Annotated in this window: 13 protein-coding genes, 1 tRNA gene and 1 pseudogene; 5 read left to right on the forward strand and 10 right to left on the reverse strand. The window is 58.8% G+C overall.

The features are described 5' to 3' along the window. Positions 1 to 60: 60 nt before the first annotated feature. On the forward strand, positions 61 to 513 hold the full coding sequence (locus tag LOY38_RS02905; protein WP_258698780.1) for a glucosaminidase domain-containing protein: 453 nt from the start codon (positions 61 to 63) through the stop codon (positions 511 to 513). Next, positions 510 to 968 carry a hypothetical protein gene (locus LOY38_RS02910; protein ID WP_258698781.1) on the forward strand — a complete coding sequence of 153 codons (459 nt, stop codon included), beginning with the start codon at positions 510 to 512 and terminating at the stop codon, positions 966 to 968. Before LOY38_RS02905 ends, LOY38_RS02910 begins: the two co-directional genes overlap by 4 nt. Positions 969 to 1,022: 54 nt before the next feature. Here LOY38_RS02910 and LOY38_RS02915 read toward each other — a convergent pair. From LOY38_RS02915 to rpsU, 6 genes and pseudogenes are all read right to left on the reverse strand, one after another. Next, positions 1,023 to 1,315: pseudogene (locus LOY38_RS02915) on the reverse strand (site-specific integrase); the annotation flags it as partial. Positions 1,316 to 1,372: 57 nt separating this feature from the next. Continuing rightward, a tRNA-Ile gene (locus tag LOY38_RS02920) sits at positions 1,373 to 1,449 on the reverse strand. Between the two features lie 15 nt (positions 1,450 to 1,464). Then, positions 1,465 to 5,211, reverse strand: coding sequence for a bifunctional diguanylate cyclase/phosphodiesterase (locus tag LOY38_RS02925; protein ID WP_258698782.1), 3,747 nt, complete (start codon positions 5,209 to 5,211; stop codon positions 1,465 to 1,467). 122 nt (positions 5,212 to 5,333) lie between these two features. Then, on the reverse strand, positions 5,334 to 7,181 hold the full coding sequence (gene rpoD, locus LOY38_RS02930; protein WP_258698783.1) for an RNA polymerase sigma factor RpoD: 1,848 nt from the start codon (positions 7,179 to 7,181) through the stop codon (positions 5,334 to 5,336). A 67-nt stretch (positions 7,182 to 7,248) separates the two neighbouring features. Continuing rightward, the gene (gene dnaG, locus LOY38_RS02935; protein WP_258698784.1) at positions 7,249 to 9,216 is read right to left on the reverse strand and encodes a DNA primase; all 1,968 of its coding nucleotides are present in this window, start codon (positions 9,214 to 9,216) and stop codon (positions 7,249 to 7,251) included. Positions 9,217 to 9,698: 482 nt separating this feature from the next. Next, entirely contained in the window at positions 9,699 to 9,914 is a 216-nt protein-coding gene (gene rpsU / locus LOY38_RS02940; RefSeq protein WP_002551877.1) for a 30S ribosomal protein S21, read from the reverse strand. A gap of 199 nt (positions 9,915 to 10,113) precedes the next feature. Here rpsU and tsaD point away from each other — a divergent pair, with 199 nt between their 5' ends. Then, the gene (tsaD, locus tag LOY38_RS02945) at positions 10,114 to 11,139 is read left to right on the forward strand and encodes a tRNA (adenosine(37)-N6)-threonylcarbamoyltransferase complex transferase subunit TsaD (RefSeq protein WP_258698785.1); all 1,026 of its coding nucleotides are present in this window, start codon (positions 10,114 to 10,116) and stop codon (positions 11,137 to 11,139) included. Between the two features lie 23 nt (positions 11,140 to 11,162). On the opposite strand, the gene plsY is transcribed toward tsaD, so the two are convergent. Then, a complete protein-coding gene (gene plsY, locus LOY38_RS02950) occupies positions 11,163 to 11,732 on the reverse strand; it encodes a glycerol-3-phosphate 1-O-acyltransferase PlsY (protein ID WP_258698786.1) in 570 nt (189 codons plus the stop codon). 74 nt (positions 11,733 to 11,806) lie between these two features. Here plsY and folB point away from each other — a divergent pair, with 74 nt between their 5' ends. Together folB and folK are read left to right on the forward strand one after the other, a co-directional pair. Beyond that, the gene (gene folB / locus LOY38_RS02955; RefSeq protein ID WP_258698787.1) at positions 11,807 to 12,160 is read left to right on the forward strand and encodes a dihydroneopterin aldolase; all 354 of its coding nucleotides are present in this window, start codon (positions 11,807 to 11,809) and stop codon (positions 12,158 to 12,160) included. Then, positions 12,151 to 12,669 (forward strand): 2-amino-4-hydroxy-6-hydroxymethyldihydropteridine diphosphokinase, encoded by a 519-nt coding sequence (gene folK / locus LOY38_RS02960; protein ID WP_258698788.1) that lies wholly within the window; start codon positions 12,151 to 12,153, stop codon positions 12,667 to 12,669. The genes folB and folK overlap by 10 nt, the downstream gene beginning before the upstream one ends. Before the next feature lie 80 nt (positions 12,670 to 12,749). On the opposite strand, the gene LOY38_RS02965 is transcribed toward folK, so the two are convergent. From LOY38_RS02965 to LOY38_RS02975, 3 genes are all read right to left on the reverse strand, one after another. Then, the gene (locus LOY38_RS02965; RefSeq protein ID WP_258698789.1) at positions 12,750 to 13,973 is read right to left on the reverse strand and encodes a multifunctional CCA addition/repair protein; all 1,224 of its coding nucleotides are present in this window, start codon (positions 13,971 to 13,973) and stop codon (positions 12,750 to 12,752) included. Positions 13,974 to 14,036: 63 nt separating this feature from the next. Beyond that, on the reverse strand, positions 14,037 to 15,599 hold the full coding sequence (locus LOY38_RS02970; protein WP_258698790.1) for a SpoVR family protein: 1,563 nt from the start codon (positions 15,597 to 15,599) through the stop codon (positions 14,037 to 14,039). Continuing rightward, positions 15,596 to 16,867: a YeaH/YhbH family protein gene (locus tag LOY38_RS02975; protein WP_258698791.1), complete on the reverse strand. Its 1,272-nt coding sequence runs from the start codon at positions 16,865 to 16,867 to the stop codon at positions 15,596 to 15,598. The genes LOY38_RS02970 and LOY38_RS02975 overlap by 4 nt, the downstream gene beginning before the upstream one ends. Positions 16,868 to 17,052 lie beyond the last annotated feature (185 nt).

Consider the following 17,052-nt stretch of genomic DNA (forward strand, 5'->3'; position numbering starts at 1 on the left):
CCCGGCCTGCGGCTCCCTCGATTCTGAGACCATCTACACCTAAAAAGGAATTTCAATATCATGAGTTACTGCAACATCTTGACTGCCGTGCAGTTCGTTCAAAGGTACAGCAATGACTGTGCCGTGTTGGCAAAAATGCTGAACGTACCGGTTGAAAATATACTTGGCTTGGCGGCGCATGAAAGCCAACATGGCATAGGGCGCATTGCTGTGGAAGACAATAACTATTTTTCGATGCACGCGCCTGCACCGCTTCAGATTGGAGAGGATGTGGCAAGGAAAGACCCCCACGTCAGAGTCGCCAAATTCTCATCATTTCTTCAGTCTGGCCAATCTTTTGTTGCGCGGTACGGCCAGGCTGTCAAAGGCAAGGCCGATCCGAGGGAGTTCGCTCAAGCCCTTGTCCGAGTGCATTTCAATACGGGAAACCCTAAAACGGGCGGAGCTGCAAACTATGCACAGAAGGTTGTCGACGCGATTGCTATGGTGAAATTACGAATGGTATGCCAATGAAGCACCTTTTATTTGGCGTAATTATTGCGCTGGCCTCGGCGGTGGCAGCGGCTGGAACGCTTCCTTTTGGAGCCGACGATGTTGCGCTGAGCGGTTTGACAACGGAGCAGGCGAAGAAGGTACTTATTGTTGTGCTGAAGCACGAGAAGTACCGTTTGTCAGACAAGGGCATGTTTATTGACGATAACCTTCTGCCTCCAAGCGGCAAACCTGATCGTCCAGGGTATATCGATTTTTCTCTTTCCTGGGATAACCCGAAGGCAGGAGCAACAGCCTATCTTGGTTATTACTCGGTAAACATCAAAACCGGGGACGTGTGGGAGGTTGAAAGTTGCATTCATTACCGGTTCGCATCGTTGCGTGCGTTACAGCGCAAAATCGTTCAACGCACCGGGACACCTTTGGCTAATGAGGATGTTGCACGTAGCGAAGTTGGCTGTCCTGCAACAAAGTAAAGGCTTCATCAATCCGCAGCAGAGCGGTGACCAGATCGGGTTGTGCCAAAGCAGACTCATACGGCGGTCTCTGTCGTCGCCGGGGCTTTGGGGTTGCGATTGTTCAACACTGGGTTGAATGTCAGTCCCCACTCTTGAATGGTCACCGTGTAGGGGTGGCTCAAAAGGGCGCGGTTCCAAGCGCACGGTATGTTGTTGATGTTTCCGCCGTGCCCTGGCTCCCTCAAGCGCTTGTCGCGGTAGCCAGCGATGATCTCAGCGGAGAGGGAGTATTTGCCCAGGTGCTCGAAGAGATTCTGGACTTTGGACATTTCACCACGCAGCGTGGCGGGTTTTTGGTGTGGGCTGTATCAGAGGTGGTAGATCCAAAAACGCGAAAGCCGCGCAATGCGCGGCTTTGAGTATGGTGGGCCCACACGGACTTGAACCGTGGACCAAAGGATTATGAGTCCTCTGCTCTAACCAACTGAGCTATAGGCCCTCAGTAGGCCGCGGATTATAGCGACGGTTTCTCAGCTGTGCTATCCGAAAAGTCTGAAATAGCTATACGAAGAAACGTCGCGGCGAATTCGTCGGGGCAAAGCGGCAGGCTGACGATGTAGCCCTGGATCTGTTCGCAGCCTTCGGCGGTGAGGAATTGTTGCTGGGCCTGGGTTTCGACGCCCTCGGCGATGACGGTGAATTGCATGCTGCGGCCCAGGGCGATGATCGCGCGCACAATCGCCGCGTCGTGCGGGTCGTCCGGCAGGCCGCGGACGAAGGACTGGTCGATCTTGAGGATGTCCAGCGGCAGGCGTTTGAGGTAGCTCAGGGACGAATAGCCGGTGCCGAAGTCGTCGATTGCCAGTTGCACGCCCAGGCGTTTGAGTTGGTGCAGCACCGCCAGTGCTTCTTCGGCCTGGCTCATGATGAAGTTTTCAGTGATCTCCAGTTGCAGGAGGTCGGGTTTGAGGCGGTTGTCCTTGAGCAATTGCTCGATCCGGCCAAGCAGGTTCGGTTGGCGCAATTGAGCACCCGCGAGGTTGACCGAGAGCGGGCCGAGGCACTCATAGACCTGATTCCATTCGTACATCTGCCGGCAGGCGGTCTCTAGGACCCAATCGCCGATTTGCAGGATCATGCCGTTTTCTTCGGCCAGGGGAATGAAGTGCTCGGGTGGCACATCGCCGAAGGTGGGGTGATGCCAGCGAATGAGGGCTTCGGCGCCGACCAGTCGATGATCGTCGAGACTGATTTTGGGCTGGTAGTACAGAAACAGCTCATTGCGCTCGATGGCCCGCCGCAGTTCATGTTCCAGCGCCACGCGCTCGCTGGCTTGGGCGGTAAGGTCGCGGGTGTAGCTTTCAACCCGGTTGCGACCCTTGGCCTTGGAGCGGTACATGGCGGCGTCGGCGTTTTTGATCAGTGTGGCAACATCGCCGCCGTCCTTGGGATACAGGCTGGTGCCGATGCTCGCGCTGATGAAAAACTCGTGTTCGCCGGCCTGGAAGGGGGCGGCGAAGCAATTCAGCAGCTTGGTGGCAATGTTATCGGCATCGCTGGACTGTTGCAGGCCGGGGAGCAGGATGATGAATTCGTCGCCACCCAGGCGCGCCACGGTATCGATATCGCGCAACTGCTCCTTGAGGCGCACGGCGATGCCTTTGAGCAGCAGATCGCCGACCGGGTGGCCGAGGCTGTCGTTGATGTGTTTGAAGCGGTCCAGGTCCAGGAACAGCACCGCGCCTTGGCCGCCGTTATCCTGCGGGCTGTTCAACGCGGTCAGCAATCGACTTTCGAACAGCGTGCGGTTTGGCAGGCCGGTCAGCGGGTCGTGGTGCGCCTGGTAGTCGAGTTTGGCCTGCGCGTGCTTGAGACTGGAAATGTCCGCGAACACCGCAACAAAGTGGGTGATGGATTTGTCCCGGTTGCGCACCGCGCTGATGGTCAGCCAGCTCGGGTAGAGCTCGCCATTCTTGCGCCGGTTGGAAATTTCGCCTTGCCAATGACCTTCGGCCGTCAGTTGATGCCACATCGCCGCATAAAATGCGCTGTCGTGCAGGCCCGAGGCGAGCAGGCGAGGGGTGTGGCCCAGTGCTTCTGTCTCGCTGTAGCCGGTGATTTCGGTGAAGGCACGATTGACCGCGCTGATGTGTTGTTGGGTGTCGGTGATCAATACACCCTCGGCGGTGCTTTCGAACACCGTCGCGGCCTGTTGCAGCTTCTCCTGCATCAGGTGCCGTTCGGTAATGTCCCGGGCAATGGTCAACATGCAGTCTTCATCGCCGATGGGCAGCGGACGGCTTGAGACCTCGCAGAGCCGGATCTGCCCGTCGTTGCGGCGGATGTGGCAACTGAAGTCGCGGACAAAACCATCCCGGTGCAGCAGCTCGAGCATCTGTTTGCGTTCGTTGAGATTGACCCAGATTCCCAGGTCCAGGGCTGAGCGATCCACGGACATCGCGCTGTTGAAGCCGGTAATGCGACTGAAGCCTTCGTTGACCTCCAGCAGCAGGCCGTCGCTCTGCCGGGACAGCAGCAAGCCGTCGGGGGAGGCATGAAAGGCCTTGGCGAATTTCTCTTCGGAGGTTTGCAGTTGTTGCTGGGTTTCCTTGAGCTGACTGATGTCGCGCACGACGACCACCAGGGCCGGGGTCGTATCGAGATCGAAAGGTTCGGCGGAAATCAGGCCGGTAAACACTTGGCCATTGCTGCGGCGAAAGGGCATCTCCAGGTTGCGGATGCTGCCGGCCTGCAGCCGCTGCAACAAACCCGGCCCCACGTCATGCACGCCCCAGATGTTCAGGTCGGTGGCGGTGTGGCCTATGACCTCTTCGGCCTTGAGGCCGATCTGTTCTTCGAACGCTTCGTTGACCTCCAGCAGGCAGCCGTCGGAAAGCCGCGCAATGACCAGAATATCCGGGCATTGCTGGAACACCGAGGCGAATTTCTGTTCCGACAGGCGCAGCGCCTCTTCGGTGCGCTTGGCTTCGCTGATGTCGATCATCAGCCCACGCAATACCGGCTCATGGCCGTGCTCGATCAGGCTGACGATATCGCGCACCCACAGGCAGCGGCCGTCAGCGGTGATGACCCGGTAATCGACACTGTGGTCGCGCCCGGCCGCCACTTCACGGTCGCAGAAGGTCTGGGCCCGAGTCAGGTCCGCGGGGTGGATGATGTTGCGCCAGAAGCCCGGAATCAGCCAATGGGACAGGGGATAACCGAGGAGGTCCTGGGCATGGGGTGACACGTAGCTGTAGGTGTAATCGCTGATCTGCGCTTCCCAGGCGATGGCTGAAAGGCTCTCCACCAGCCCGCGGTAATGGTATTCGCTGCTGCGCAGCTCCTGTTCCAGATCGACCCTGCGGGCAATTTCCGAACTCAGTCGGCGGTTGATCCGGATAACCACTGCCAGCACGATCATCAGAAACAGTAATCCTGGCAGGCCGTAAATCAGCACATCGGACCAGAAGGTCCGATGATCCAGGACGTTACCGACCCAATGTTCCTGGATGGCACTGATTTCACTCGGGCTCATGTCTGCCAGGACTTTGTCCAGGATACTGACCAACAGCTTGTTGTTCGGGGGCACGGCCATCGCCAATTGATAGCGATAGGGTGTTTCACCGCTGACGTAGAGCCCGTCGAGCTTGAGCTGACGCAGGCTCCAGACGCTGGAGGCAAGATCGCCCACGACCGCGTCCACTTCGTCGGTAGCCAGTGCCTGCAGCGCCGAGCTGACGTTGGGCATCGCCACCAGATTCAGGTCGGGATGGTGGGTGCGCAACAGTTCATGGGGGGCGTAGTTTTCCACCACAGCGATCTTCAACCCGTACAGGTCGTCGAGTTTGCGCGGTTGGGGGCCTCCGACATGAGCCAGAATGACAATCGGAAAGTCCAGGTAGGGGCGGGTGAACGACAGATACGTCTGGCGCTCGGGGGTCGACATGATGCCCGGCAAGATGTCTAGCTTGCCTTGTTTGGCCTGCTGCAAGACTTCAGTCCAGCTGACCGGTTCGATGGGGGTGAGTTTGATGGCCAGCCGTTGCCGGATGACGTTGATATAGTCCGCTGCCAGGCCCTGATAACGCCCCTGTTCGTCACGAAATTCAAACGGCGGCCAGGACGCGTCGACACCCAGGCGCAATTCCGGGTGAGCCGCCAGCCAGCCACGTTCTTCGTCGGTCAGAGTCAGCGCGCCAGCCGTTGCGGTCCAAGTCATCAGCGACAGCAAAAAAAGCACGGTCGACCATCTGGGCATAACGGTCTCGTTATGGCTTGGGGGAATGTTTCGAGTGTAGACGGGCTATTCGGCGGGAGGGGGTCGCGGGGCATTTAATCTGCATAAAGCAAAACCCCCGGCCTGGGCCGGGGGTTTTGTGATCACTCGTCGAGGAAGGAGCGCAAATGCTCGCTTCTCGTCGGGTGGCGCAGCTTGCGCAGCGCCTTGGCTTCGATCTGACGAATCCGTTCACGGGTCACGTCGAACTGCTTACCAACCTCCTCGAGGGTGTGGTCAGTATTCATGTCGATACCGAAACGCATGCGTAGAACCTTGGCTTCACGGGCAGTGAGGCCAGACAGGACTTCGCGAGTCGCTTCTTTAAGGCTCTCAACAGTGGCGACATCGATTGGCGACTGCATGGTCGAGTCTTCGATGAAGTCACCCAGATGGGAGTCTTCGTCATCACCGATCGGGGTTTCCATGGAGATCGGCTCTTTAGCGATCTTCAATACCTTGCGGATCTTGTCCTCAGGCATTTCCATGCGTTCGCCCAGCTCTTCCGGGGTCGGTTCGCGACCCATTTCCTGCAACATCTGCCGGGAAATACGGTTGAGCTTGTTGATCGTCTCGATCATGTGCACCGGAATACGGATGGTGCGGGCCTGGTCGGCGATCGAGCGAGTGATCGCCTGACGGATCCACCAGGTGGCATAAGTCGAGAACTTGTAGCCGCGGCGGTATTCGAACTTGTCTACCGCTTTCATCAGACCGATGTTGCCTTCCTGGATCAGATCGAGGAACTGCAGGCCACGGTTGGTGTACTTCTTGGCGATGGAGATCACCAGACGCAAGTTCGCTTCGACCATCTCTTTCTTCGCGCGGCGGGCCTTGGCCTCACCGATCGACATGCGACGGTTGATGTCCTTGATCTCGGCGATCGTCAAACCGGTTTCGGTTTCCAGCGCGGTCAGCTTCTGCTGGCAACGAATGATGTCCGGCTGCAGGCGACCAATGGCTTCAGCGTATTTGCTTTTGCCTTTGGCCAGTGCATCGCTCCAGCTTTCGTCGACTTCGTTACCCGGGAACTGGCGCAGGAAGTCGGCACGCGGCATGCGGGCATCACGAACGCACAGTTGCATGATCGCGCGCTCTTGTTGACGCAGACGATCCAGGGCACTGCGAACACGCTCGACCAGGCCTTCGAATTGCTTCGGCACCAGTTTGATCGGCATGAACAGCTCAGCCAGGGCCAACAGCTCGGCAATCGCTGCCTTGTTGTGGCGACCGTGCTTTTTCAGCGCCTTGCGGGTGATTTCCATCTGGTCGGCGACAGCGCCAAAGCGCTGTGCGGCGATGACCGGATCCGGGCCGCTTTCGGCTTCTTCTTCGTCATCGCTTGCTTCGGCGTCATCGTCGTCGGTGTCGTCGGCAGCTGGAGCGGCTTTCGGGTCGACAGGCGGTGGCACTTCGGCTGCAGGCGGCGCAATGCCGTCGTCCGGGTCGATATAACCGCTCAGGACGTCGGACAGGCGGCCACCTTCGGTGGTGACGCGAGTGTACTCGGAGAGAATATGGTCAACCGTGCCAGGGAAGTGCGCGATTGCGCCCATCACTTCGCGGATGCCCTCTTCAATACGCTTGGCGATTTCAATTTCGCCTTCGCGTGTGAGGAGCTCTACCGTACCCATTTCACGCATGTACATGCGCACTGGGTCGGTGGTGCGACCAATGTCGGTCTCGACCGCTGCCAACGCTGCTGCTGCCTCTTCGGCCGCGGCTTCGTCGGTATCGGCGTCGGCCAGCATAAGGGAATCCTTATCTGGCGCAACCTCGAATACGTTGATCCCCATGTCATTGATCATGCGGATGATGTCTTCCACCTGTTCCGGATCTGAAATATCCTCCGGCAGGTGGTCGTTGACCTCCGCGTAAGTCAGGTAGCCCTGCTCACGACCAAGTGTGATCAACTCTTTGATACGAGACTGCTGTTGCGCTTTTCCGGACATAACACCCTATCCACTGAAGGTCTTGGCGGGCAAAAAACAAGCCGAGGATTATACCTGAGCTATGACCTCACGCGCCAGTTGAGGTCGGGCTTGATGCGGAAACATTGCGACTTAAAAGGTCGCGCAGTTGGTTTTTCTCTTCGGTACTCAATTCGCTTTGACGCGCTTTTCGAAGAAGTTGTTCCAGGTTTCGCTCGCGTTGGCGGGCTGACAAGCTAGTAATGGTGTCGAAAAACTGTTGTTCAAGGTTATCTCCATCAATCAGCCATTCCTTTTCTGCCAGCGCTCTGAGCAGTCGGCCCTGTTCGGTGCCGTGCCAGCGCGCAATTAACTGAAATGAGTTTAGCTTGGGATTCTTCTGTACGGCTTCGAGCAGGGCGACCAGCAGTTGCGTGTTGGTATGGTCTTCGGCTGCGAAGTGCCCGGCGTCTTCGACTTTTTCGGCCAGTTGCGGGTGATGCAGCAACGTGCGCAAGGCCGCCAGGGTGGGTGGCTCTACAGCGGCCGGTACCCGTGGCGCGCGAGGCTGATCGCGATCGCCGCCGCGCTTGCCATTCTTGTCCCAGGGCTTCTTGTCCCATTTTTTGCCGCCTGCGCCGGGTTTCTTCGGCGTCCATTCCTGCTGCGGCACATACATCTCTTGTGCCTGCGGCTGATGGTAGTCGCTGTAATCCGGCATGGCATCGTAATCGATGCCCGGGTCGTACGCCGGCGGCGCTTCCTGGGGCGCGCTGTGCACCAGCTGGCTCACGGCTTCGCCGCTTAGACCGGTAATTTCGGTCAGGCGCTGACGCATCAGGATGCGCAGGTTGGCTCCTGGGACTTTGTCGATGAGCGGCGCGGCGAGGGTGGCCATGTGGGCCTTGCCTTCAAGCGAGCGCGGGTCCGATTCCTCGGTCAGCTGTTGGAAAAAATAATCGGCCAGCGGCTGGGCGTGCTGATTGATTCGCGCGCGGAAGGCGTCAGTGCCCTCGGAGCGGACCAGGGTGTCCGGGTCTTCACCCTCGGGCAGAAACAGAAAGCGCGCCCGGCGCCCGTCCTGCAGGCACGGCAGGGCCGCTTCCAGTGCTCGCCAGGCGGCATTTCGGCCGGCCTGGTCGCCATCAAAGCAGAACAGCACGCTGGGCACGACGCGAAACAGGCGCTTCAAGTGCTCTTCGCTGGTGGCGGTGCCCAGGGTGGCGACGGCATTGCGCAGGCCTTGCTGGGCGAGGGCGATGACGTCCATATAGCCTTCGACGACGATGATTTCGTCGAGGTTGCGATTGTTCTTGCGCGCCTCATAAAGGCCGTAAAGTTCCTGGCCTTTATGAAAAACCGGGGTTTCCGGTGAGTTCAGGTATTTCGGCTTGTCATCGCCCAATACCCGGCCGCCGAAGGCAATGATGCGCCCGCGACTGTCGCGGATCGGGAACATCACGCGATCGCGGAAACGGTCATAACGCTTGCCGGTTTCGGCGTTCTCGATCAGCAGGCCGGCATCGATCATGGCTTTTTGTTGCAGGGTGTCGCTGCTCAGATGTTTGAACAGATTGTCCCAGCCGGGCGGGGCAAAGCCGAGGCCGAAGTCCCGGGCGATCTCGCCGGTCAGGCCGCGACCTTTCAAGTAATCCACAGCGGCTTTGCGCGCTGGATGGCTTTTCAGGGCCTGGCGGTAAAAGTCGGCAGCGGCGGTGAGCAGCGGATACAGCGGCGAATCGGTGGGCTGCCGCGGCTTGTGCGGTCGGCCGCTTTCTTCGCGGGGAATTTCCATGCCGGCGGCTTTGGCCAGCTCTTCGACAGCCTGGGGGAAGTCCAGGTTGTCGTGGTCCATGATGAAGCCGAGGGCATTGCCGCCAGCGCCGCAGCCGAAGCAGTAATAGAACTGTTTGTCGGGGCTGACGCTGAAGGAAGGGGTTTTCTCTTTATGAAACGGGCAGCAAGCGGTGTAGTTCTTGCCGGCTTTTTTCATTTGCAGGCGCGAGCTGACCACGTCGACGATGTCGGTGCGGTTCAGAAGGTCGTCAATGAAGCTCTGGGGAATTAGCCCGGCCATGGCGTTCTCGTCATCTGCGCTGAAATGGACCCAAAACGAAGGGCGGCCGAACGCTGGTCGTTGTTTGAGGTGCACAAGGTGTGCGGCTCGACCGGTGTCGTCTGCGTAATCGCTGTCGGGAAGTGTATCTGCCGAAAATCCACTGACGTTAGTAACAATCAGTATTCGACTATTTGAAAGTGTTTCGCTGAATCCGGCGACGGCCAATCAATGGCCACGGATAGCTCATAAGCGGGCACGCAAGCGGGTGCCTTGGGCTGATCGTCGTGAGAGGAATCAGTGGGTGTGCTCGTCAGTAGCCTTGGAAGGCTCGTCAGAAAAGACGTGCACCGCTGGCAAAAGAGCCAGGTCTGACGCTGTGAAGCAGGTTTGTCTCGGTCGCGTCTGCGGCTTTGACGGTGAAGCATCAAGCGTTGTCCGCAAATGCCATTAGCCCGGCTGAGGGCCGGGCTTGGCAGAAGCTTGCTACGATCGTCTGTGTATTAGTACAGACGAACGGCGCGGCGCTGTTCGCGCTGTACTTTCTTGGCGTGACGCTTAACAGCGGCTGCTGCTTTGCGCTTACGCTCAGAAGTAGGCTTCTCGTAAAATTCGCGGCTACGAACTTCAGCCAGTACACCGGCTTTTTCGCAGGAGCGCTTGAAACGACGCAGAGCTACGTCGAAGGGTTCGTTCTCTTTAACTTTGACGGCTGGCATCCAGAGCTACCTTCATTCATTACCGGGGTCAACATCCTCGCGGCAAAAGAGCACTTGAAGACGTCGGTTTTTAAGGGTTGCGGATGTTAACCCCTCATCGCTCGGAATGCAAAGCCTCTGATCGAAAACCGCTGGTCGGGGCATCACGCGACGACTATTATGCGCGCCTTCGAATTCAGCCTCTACAAGGCGCAAACCCATGCTAGTACTGGGATTAGAAACCTCCTGCGACGAAACCGGTGTCGCACTTTACGACAGTGAACGCGGGTTGTTGGCCGACGCGCTGTTCAGTCAGATCGACCTGCATCGCGCCTATGGCGGTGTGGTGCCGGAGCTGGCTTCGCGCGATCACGTCAAACGCATGCTGCCCTTGATCCGTCAGGTGCTGGCCGAGGCCGACTGCGTGTCGACCGAGATCGATGCCATCGCTTATACCGCAGGTCCTGGCCTGGTCGGAGCCTTGCTGGTGGGGGCCTCCTGCGCCCAGGCGCTGGCTTTTGCCTGGGGTATCCCGGCGTTGGGCGTGCACCATATGGAAGGTCACTTGCTGGCGCCGATGCTGGAGCCGCAACCACCGGAGTTCCCGTTCGTCGCTTTGTTGGTGTCGGGTGGTCATACGCAACTGGTTCAGGTCGACGGCATCGGTCAATACACGCTCTTGGGCGAGACCCTCGACGATGCCGCCGGCGAAGCTTTCGACAAGACCGCGAAAATGATGGGCCTCAATTATCCGGGCGGTCCGGAGATCGCTCGTCTGGCGGCGCAAGGCGTTGACGGGCGTTTCGTCTTCCCGCGTCCGATGTGTGATCGTCCGGGCCTGGCGTTTAGCTTCAGCGGTTTGAAAACCTTCGCCTTGAACACCTGGCAGCAATGCGTCAGCGCCGGGGACGACGGTGAGCAAGCCCGTTGCGACATCTCGCTGGCGTTCCAGCAGGCCGTGGTGGAGACTTTGACCATCAAGTGCAAGCGTGCCCTGAAACAAGCCGGCATGAAGCGCCTGGTGATCGCTGGCGGCGTCAGCGCCAACAAGGCGTTGCGCACGTCACTGGAAAAAATGCTCGGCGACATGAAGGGCGATGTGTTTTATGCCCGTCCGGAGTTCTGCACCGACAACGGCGCGATGATTGCGTTTGCCGGCTGTCAGCGCTTGCAGGCCGGTCAGCACGAAAGCTTGGCGATCAGCGTGCAGGCGCGCTGGCCGATGGAGCAGTTGTCGGCGCTGTGATGAGCGGCGCTCACGTGCGGTATTTAAAAATGCCGTTCGCGCCCGGCAAACAGGTCGCGTAGATTGCCGCGATGGCGCCAGACGATCAGCCCCGTGAGCGCGCTCATGGGCAGCAGTGCCGCCGGTTCTTGCCAGGCCAGCAGCGGCAGGGTCAGGGGGGTGGCGATCAGGGCAGCGAGGGAGCTGGTGCGGGTCAGGTAGAACGTCAGCAGCCAGGCGCAGACCGCCAGCAGCGCGGCGGGCGGGTAGAGCCCCAGCAGCATGCCGGCGGCGGTGGCGACACCCTTGCCACCGCGAAAGCGGAAGTACAGCGGAAACAGGTGGCCGATGACGGCACAGACGCCGATCCAGGCTTGTTCCTGCAACGAAAGACCTGCCACGCCTGCGATCAGTACTGGCAGCAGGCCTTTGCAGAGGTCGCCGAGCAAGGTCAGGATGGCGAGTTTCTTGCCGGCCAGGCGCAACATGTTGGTGGCACCGGCATTGCCCGAGCCACTCATTCGCGGATCGGGGTTACCGGTCAGGCGGCTGAGCAAGATGGCGAAGGACAGCGAGCCGAGCAGGTAGGCGAAGATCGCCAGTGACCAAAACATGCTAACTATTCCGGGCGAGGACGCCCTGATTCTAACGGCGCATTGCGCCCTTGTCGTGCAGCGGAGAGAAGTGCTTGGACAGAGTGTTTATCGAGGGCCTGGAAGTCGACACCGTGATTGGTGCCTACGACTGGGAACGAGGCATCCGACAGTGTCTGCGACTTGATCTGAGTTTCGCCTGGGACAATCGACCGGCCGCCGCCGGTGATGACCTGACCCTGGCGCTCGACTACGCGAGCGTTTCGTCACGCATCCAGGCGTTCGCCGAGCAGGCGCAGTTCCAACTGGTCGAGACCTTTGCCGAGCGTCTGGCTGAAGTCCTGATGAGTGAATTCAAGATCACCTGGATGCACCTCAAGTTGACCAAGCCAGGTGCCATCCCGGCGGCCAAGGGCGTGGGTGTGGAGATCGAGCGCGGATGTCGCTGACTCAGGTGTATCTCGGGTTCGGTAGCAATATCGAGCGCGAATCCCATTTGCAGGCTGGCCTGGACGCCGTGGCGGCTTTCCTGGTGGATATGCGCTGCTCGGCGGTGTTCGAAAGCCAGCCGGTGGGGATCAAGAGCGGGCCGTTTTTCAATTTTGTGGTCTCTGCCTTCACCGATCTGTCGCTGATGGAGCTGGATCGACGGCTGAAATTCATCGAGGCGGATAACGGTCGTTATGCGCCCGACCGCAAAGGCTTGCCACTGGATATCGACGTGCTGCTGTTCGGCGATCTGGTGGGCAACTTCGATGGTTTGATCTTGCCGCGAGCAGAGATTCTGAAAAATGCCTTCGTACTGTGGCCGTTGTCGCTGATTGCGCCGGACAGAGTGCATCCAGGCGTAGGCAAGAGCTTTGCGACCCTGTGGCGTGAGGCGCAGATCGATCAGGTGTTGGCACCCGTGGCTTTTGAATGGCGCGGCCAGCAGTTGACCCCCTCCGATATGCTTTAAAGCAAAAGATCGCAGCCTTCGGCAGCTCCTGCGCTGATCTCTGTAGGGGGCTGCCGCAGGCTGCGATCTTTCGCTCTTGCTTACGCTTGTTCTTTGTAAGTCTTCAACGCCTTGAGCCGTTCGCGCTTGATCGCCTCGCCCAATTCCGGTCCCTTGAATCCCTTCTCCAGCAACGGCTGCACGGCAATACTTCGCGCCGCAGTCGCCGCTCCGCGCAAATAATCCGCCTGTGGATAACTTCTCTGTTCCAGGCCTTTGCGCCCCCGAGCGTCCATCTCGCACGCTGCAATAAACTCTTCAAAGCGCTGTGGTCGACGATAAACGTCGAAACTTTGCAGCAACTCCAGCAAGGTCGAGGGCTTCAGCTCCAGGGCGCGATGCCCGTGGGTGTGATACTCGCCCACCAGCAGCGCCAGTTCCTGACAGTCTTTCGGTGCCTTGAAGCGCTCGTTGACCGCTTTGATCAACTTCAGGCCTTTGTGCTCGTGGGCGATATGGCGGGGCCACTCTTCTTTGGGCGTCAATCCTTTGCCCAGGTCATGCAGCAGGCACGCCCAGCGTACGGTCAGCGGTTGTTTGTGCAGCGCCGCTTGCTCCAGCACGCTCAGGGTATGTACGCCCGTATCGATTTCCGGGTGATGGGCTTCGGGTTGTGGTACGCCGAACAACGCATCGACTTCTGGCATCAGCACCTTGAGTGCGCCGCACTCGCGCAGCACCTGGATGAACACCTGGGGCTGGTCTTCCATCAGTGCACGGGAGATTTCTTTCCAGCTGCGCTCCGCGGTCAGGGCCTCCAATTCGCCCGACTCGCTGAGTTGTCGCATCAGCTCCAGTGTCTCGGGAGCGACGGTGAAACCCAGTCCCGTATAACGCGCGGCGAAGCGGGCAACGCGTAGAACACGGAGTGGATCTTCGGCGAACGCGGGGGAAACGTGACGAAGCAGGCGAGCTTCGAGATCCCGCTGGCCATGATAGGGATCAGTCAGGTTTTGCTGATCGTCTTCGGCCATGGCGTTGATCGTCAGGTCGCGACGAATCAGGTCTTCTTCGAGCGTGACTTCAGGGCTGGCGTGGAAGGTGAACCCGCCGTAACCGCGTCCGCTTTTGCGCTCGGTGCGGGCGAGGGCGTATTCCTCACCGCTTTCGGGATGAAGGAACACTGGGAAGTCCGCACCCACGGGGCGAAAGCCCTTGGCGAGCATTTCTTCGGTGGTGGCGCCTACCACGACCCAGTCGATATCGGTGACAGGCTTGCCCAGCAGGCGATCGCGTACCGCCCCCCCGACTTTATAAATCTGCATAAAAAACCTCCGTTAGCCCGACAGAATAACCTTTGCGTCGAACTTCCGGAGGCAGAAACAGGATCAAAGATGAATGACCGCCAGGTCTAGCCGGCCGTAGTCCCCCTCGCCGTGTTCGCTTCTGGGTGGAACATGGTGGGTTTTCACCACCTGATCCCCTTGCAGGGTTTCCAGGTGAATGTCGAAGCCCCAGAGCCGGTGCAGGTGCTTGAGCACTTCCTCGGTTGAGTCGCCCAGTGGTTTGCGGTCGTGCTGCTGGTGACGCAAGGTCAGGGAGCGGTCGCCACGCCGATCGATGCTGTAGATCTGAATGTTGGGTTCGCGATTGCCCAGGTTGTATTGCGCCGCCAGGGTTTCGCGAATGGTTCGATAGCCGTCTTCGTCGTGTATCGCCGGAACCAGCAGATCGTCTTTCTGATCGTCATCGAGGATGCTGAACAGCTTCAGGTCGCGGATCACCTTGGGTGACAGGTACTGCAGGATGAAGCTTTCGTCCTTGAAGCTGCTCATGGCGAATTTGATGCTGGACAGCCAGTCGGTGCCGGCGATTTCCGGGAACCAGCGGTAGTCCTCTTCGGTGGGCTGTTCGCATATCCGCCGGATATCGCGATACATGGCAAAACCCAGGGTGTAGGGGTTGATGCCGTTGTAGTAGGGGCTGTCGAAGCCAGGTTGAAAGACCACGCTGGTATGAGAAGTCAGGAATTCCATCATGAAACCGTCGGTGACCAGGCCTTCGTCATACAAGTCGTTCATCAAGGTGTAGTGCCAGAACGTGGCCCAGCCTTCGTTCATTACCTGGGTCTGGCGCTGTGGGTAAAAATACTGGGCGATCTTGCGCACGATCCGCACGATTTCGCGCTGCCAGGGCTCCAGCAGCGGGGCGTGTTTTTCGATGAAGTACAGAATGTTTTCCTGAGGTTCGGCTGGGAAGCGCGCGTTGTCCTTGTCGCTGTATTTATCCGCGCCTTTTGGAATGGTCCGCCACAAATCGTTGATCTGCTTCTGCAAATGCTCTTCCCGATCTTTCTGCCGACGGCGTTCTTCTTCGGCGGAAATCGGATAAGGGCGTTTGTAACGGTCGACCCCGTAATTCATCAGTGCATGGCAGGAGTCAAGCAGGTCCTCCACCGCGTCGATGCCATGGCGTTCTTCGCACTGCATGATGTACTGCTTGGCGAACACCAGGTAATCGATGATCGAACTGGCGTCGGTCCAGGTGCGGAACAGGTAGTTGCCCTTGAAGAAGCTGTTATGGCCATAGCAGGCGTGTGCCACCACCAGGGCCTGCATGCAGATGGTGTTTTCTTCCATCAGATAGGCGATGCAGGGGTCCGAGTTGATCACAATCTCGTAGGCCAGCCCCATCTGGCCACGGCTGTAGGATTTTTCGGTGCTGAGGAAGTGCTTGCCGTAGGACCAATGGTGATAACCCAAGGGCATGCCGACAGAGGCGTAGGCGTCCATCATCTGCTCGGCGGTGATCACTTCGATCTGGTTGGGGTACGTATCCAGCGCGTAGCGGGCCGCGAGACGACTGATTTCGCGGTCGTAGGCCTGGATCAGCTCGAACGTCCATTCGGAGCCGGTGGAAATGGGTTGGCGCTTCTGCTCTTTGGCGGTCATGTCACTAACCTGCGCTGGAAGAGTTCACGGAAGACCGGGTAGATATCTCCGGCCGAAACCAGTTGCTGCTGGGCAAACGTGTCAGAGAAGGCTTCGGCGATGCGTTCGTACTCGAACCACAGGGCCTGGTGTTCGCGCGGAGTAATCTCAACATAAGTGTAGTACTGCACGAACGGCATGATCTGGTTGATCAGGATGTCGCGGCAGATCGGCGAGTCGTCGTTCCAGTTGTCACCGTCGGATGCCTGGGCGGCATAGATGTTCCACTCGTTGCTCGAATAACGCTCGGCCATGATCTCCTGCATCAGTTTCAGGGCGCTGGAGACGATGGTGCCGCCGGTTTCCCGGGAGTAGAAAAACTCCTCCTCATCCACTTCACGGGCGCTGGTGTGGTGGCGGATGAACACGACGTCGATTTTGTCGTAGTTCCGCTTGAGGAACAGGTACAGCAGGATGAAGAAGCGTTTGGCGATGTCCTTGGTCGCCTGGGTCATGGAGCCGGACACGTCCATCAGGCAGAACATCACTGCTTTGGAGCTGGGGTTCGGCTGCTTGATGAGCAGGTTGTACTTGAGGTCGAAGGTGTCGAGAAATGGCACCCGGTGGATGCGCGCGCTGAGTTTCTCGATTTCTGCTTCGAGTTCCTGAATATCGCCGAAGTTATCCGGCTCTTCCCGTTTAAGTCGCGCCAGTTCCTCTTTGACTTCACGCAATTTTGCCCGGCTGCTGCCGGACAGGGCGATTCGCCGGGCATGGGCCGAACGCAGCGTGCGGATAATGTTGATCCGTGACGGGTTGCCCTCGTTGCTGATGCCCGCGCGTACGGTCTTGAAGGTGTCGGTGCCGGTCAGGTGGCGTTTGACCAGGTTAGGCAGTTCAAGGTCCTCGAACATGAATTCGAGAAATTCCTCCTGGGTGATCTGGAAGACGAACTCGTCCATCCCTTCACCCGAGTTGCCGGCCTTGCCGGGGCCCCTGCCGCCGCCACCTCCGGGCGGACGGGCAATGTGCTCGCCGCTGGTGAACTCCTTGTTGCCCGGGTGCACGATGGTCTGCTTGCCGCCACGGCCGTGGTGAAGCACCGGCTCATCAATGTCGCGACCGGGAATGCTGATCTGCTCGCCGTGTTCCATATCGGTAATGGAACGCCGGCTGACCGCCTCTTCGACGGCCTTTTTGATGTGATCACGGTAGCGCCGCAGAAACCGCTGGCGGTTTACCGTGCTCTTGTTCTTGCCATTGAGACGTCGGTCGATCACATAGCTCATGACTGCTCCTTAGAAGATGTCCTGAAAGGGGCGAGCGGTTATGCAGCATCGACTGTGCCGGGGGATGTTCACGCTCCCCCAAGCGCTTCTGGATGCTGCCTGAACCTCGTTACCGACTTTCGAACACCTCCCAGAGGTCTGTGTAACAGAAAAAGCGTACACAGGCCTCTGGCTAACGACAACCG

This window comes from Pseudomonas sp. B21-015, from assembly GCF_024749285.1.
Classification (GTDB): Bacteria; Pseudomonadota; Gammaproteobacteria; order Pseudomonadales; family Pseudomonadaceae; genus Aquipseudomonas.

What these genes read in the sequence shown, in the direction of transcription:
- LOY38_RS02905 (WP_258698780.1), top strand. Translation starts at nt 61, where the DNA reads ATGAGTTACTGCAACATCTTGACTGCCGTGCAGTTCGTTCAAAGGTAC.
- LOY38_RS02910 (WP_258698781.1), top strand. Translation starts at nt 510, where the DNA reads ATGAAGCACCTTTTATTTGGCGTAATTATTGCGCTGGCCTCGGCGGTG.
- LOY38_RS02925 (WP_258698782.1), bottom strand. Translation starts at nt 5,211, where the DNA reads ATGCCCAGATGGTCGACCGTGCTTTTTTTGCTGTCGCTGATGACTTGG.
- rpoD (WP_258698783.1), bottom strand. Translation starts at nt 7,181, where the DNA reads ATGTCCGGAAAAGCGCAACAGCAGTCTCGTATCAAAGAGTTGATCACA.
- dnaG (WP_258698784.1), bottom strand. Translation starts at nt 9,216, where the DNA reads ATGGCCGGGCTAATTCCCCAGAGCTTCATTGACGACCTTCTGAACCGC.
- rpsU (WP_002551877.1), bottom strand. Translation starts at nt 9,914, where the DNA reads ATGCCAGCCGTCAAAGTTAAAGAGAACGAACCCTTCGACGTAGCTCTG.
- tsaD (WP_258698785.1), top strand. Translation starts at nt 10,114, where the DNA reads ATGCTAGTACTGGGATTAGAAACCTCCTGCGACGAAACCGGTGTCGCA.
- plsY (WP_258698786.1), bottom strand. Translation starts at nt 11,732, where the DNA reads ATGTTTTGGTCACTGGCGATCTTCGCCTACCTGCTCGGCTCGCTGTCC.
- folK (WP_258698788.1), top strand. Translation starts at nt 12,151, where the DNA reads ATGTCGCTGACTCAGGTGTATCTCGGGTTCGGTAGCAATATCGAGCGC.
- LOY38_RS02965 (WP_258698789.1), bottom strand. Translation starts at nt 13,973, where the DNA reads ATGCAGATTTATAAAGTCGGGGGGGCGGTACGCGATCGCCTGCTGGGC.
- LOY38_RS02970 (WP_258698790.1), bottom strand. Translation starts at nt 15,599, where the DNA reads ATGACCGCCAAAGAGCAGAAGCGCCAACCCATTTCCACCGGCTCCGAA.
- LOY38_RS02975 (WP_258698791.1), bottom strand. Translation starts at nt 16,867, where the DNA reads ATGAGCTATGTGATCGACCGACGTCTCAATGGCAAGAACAAGAGCACG.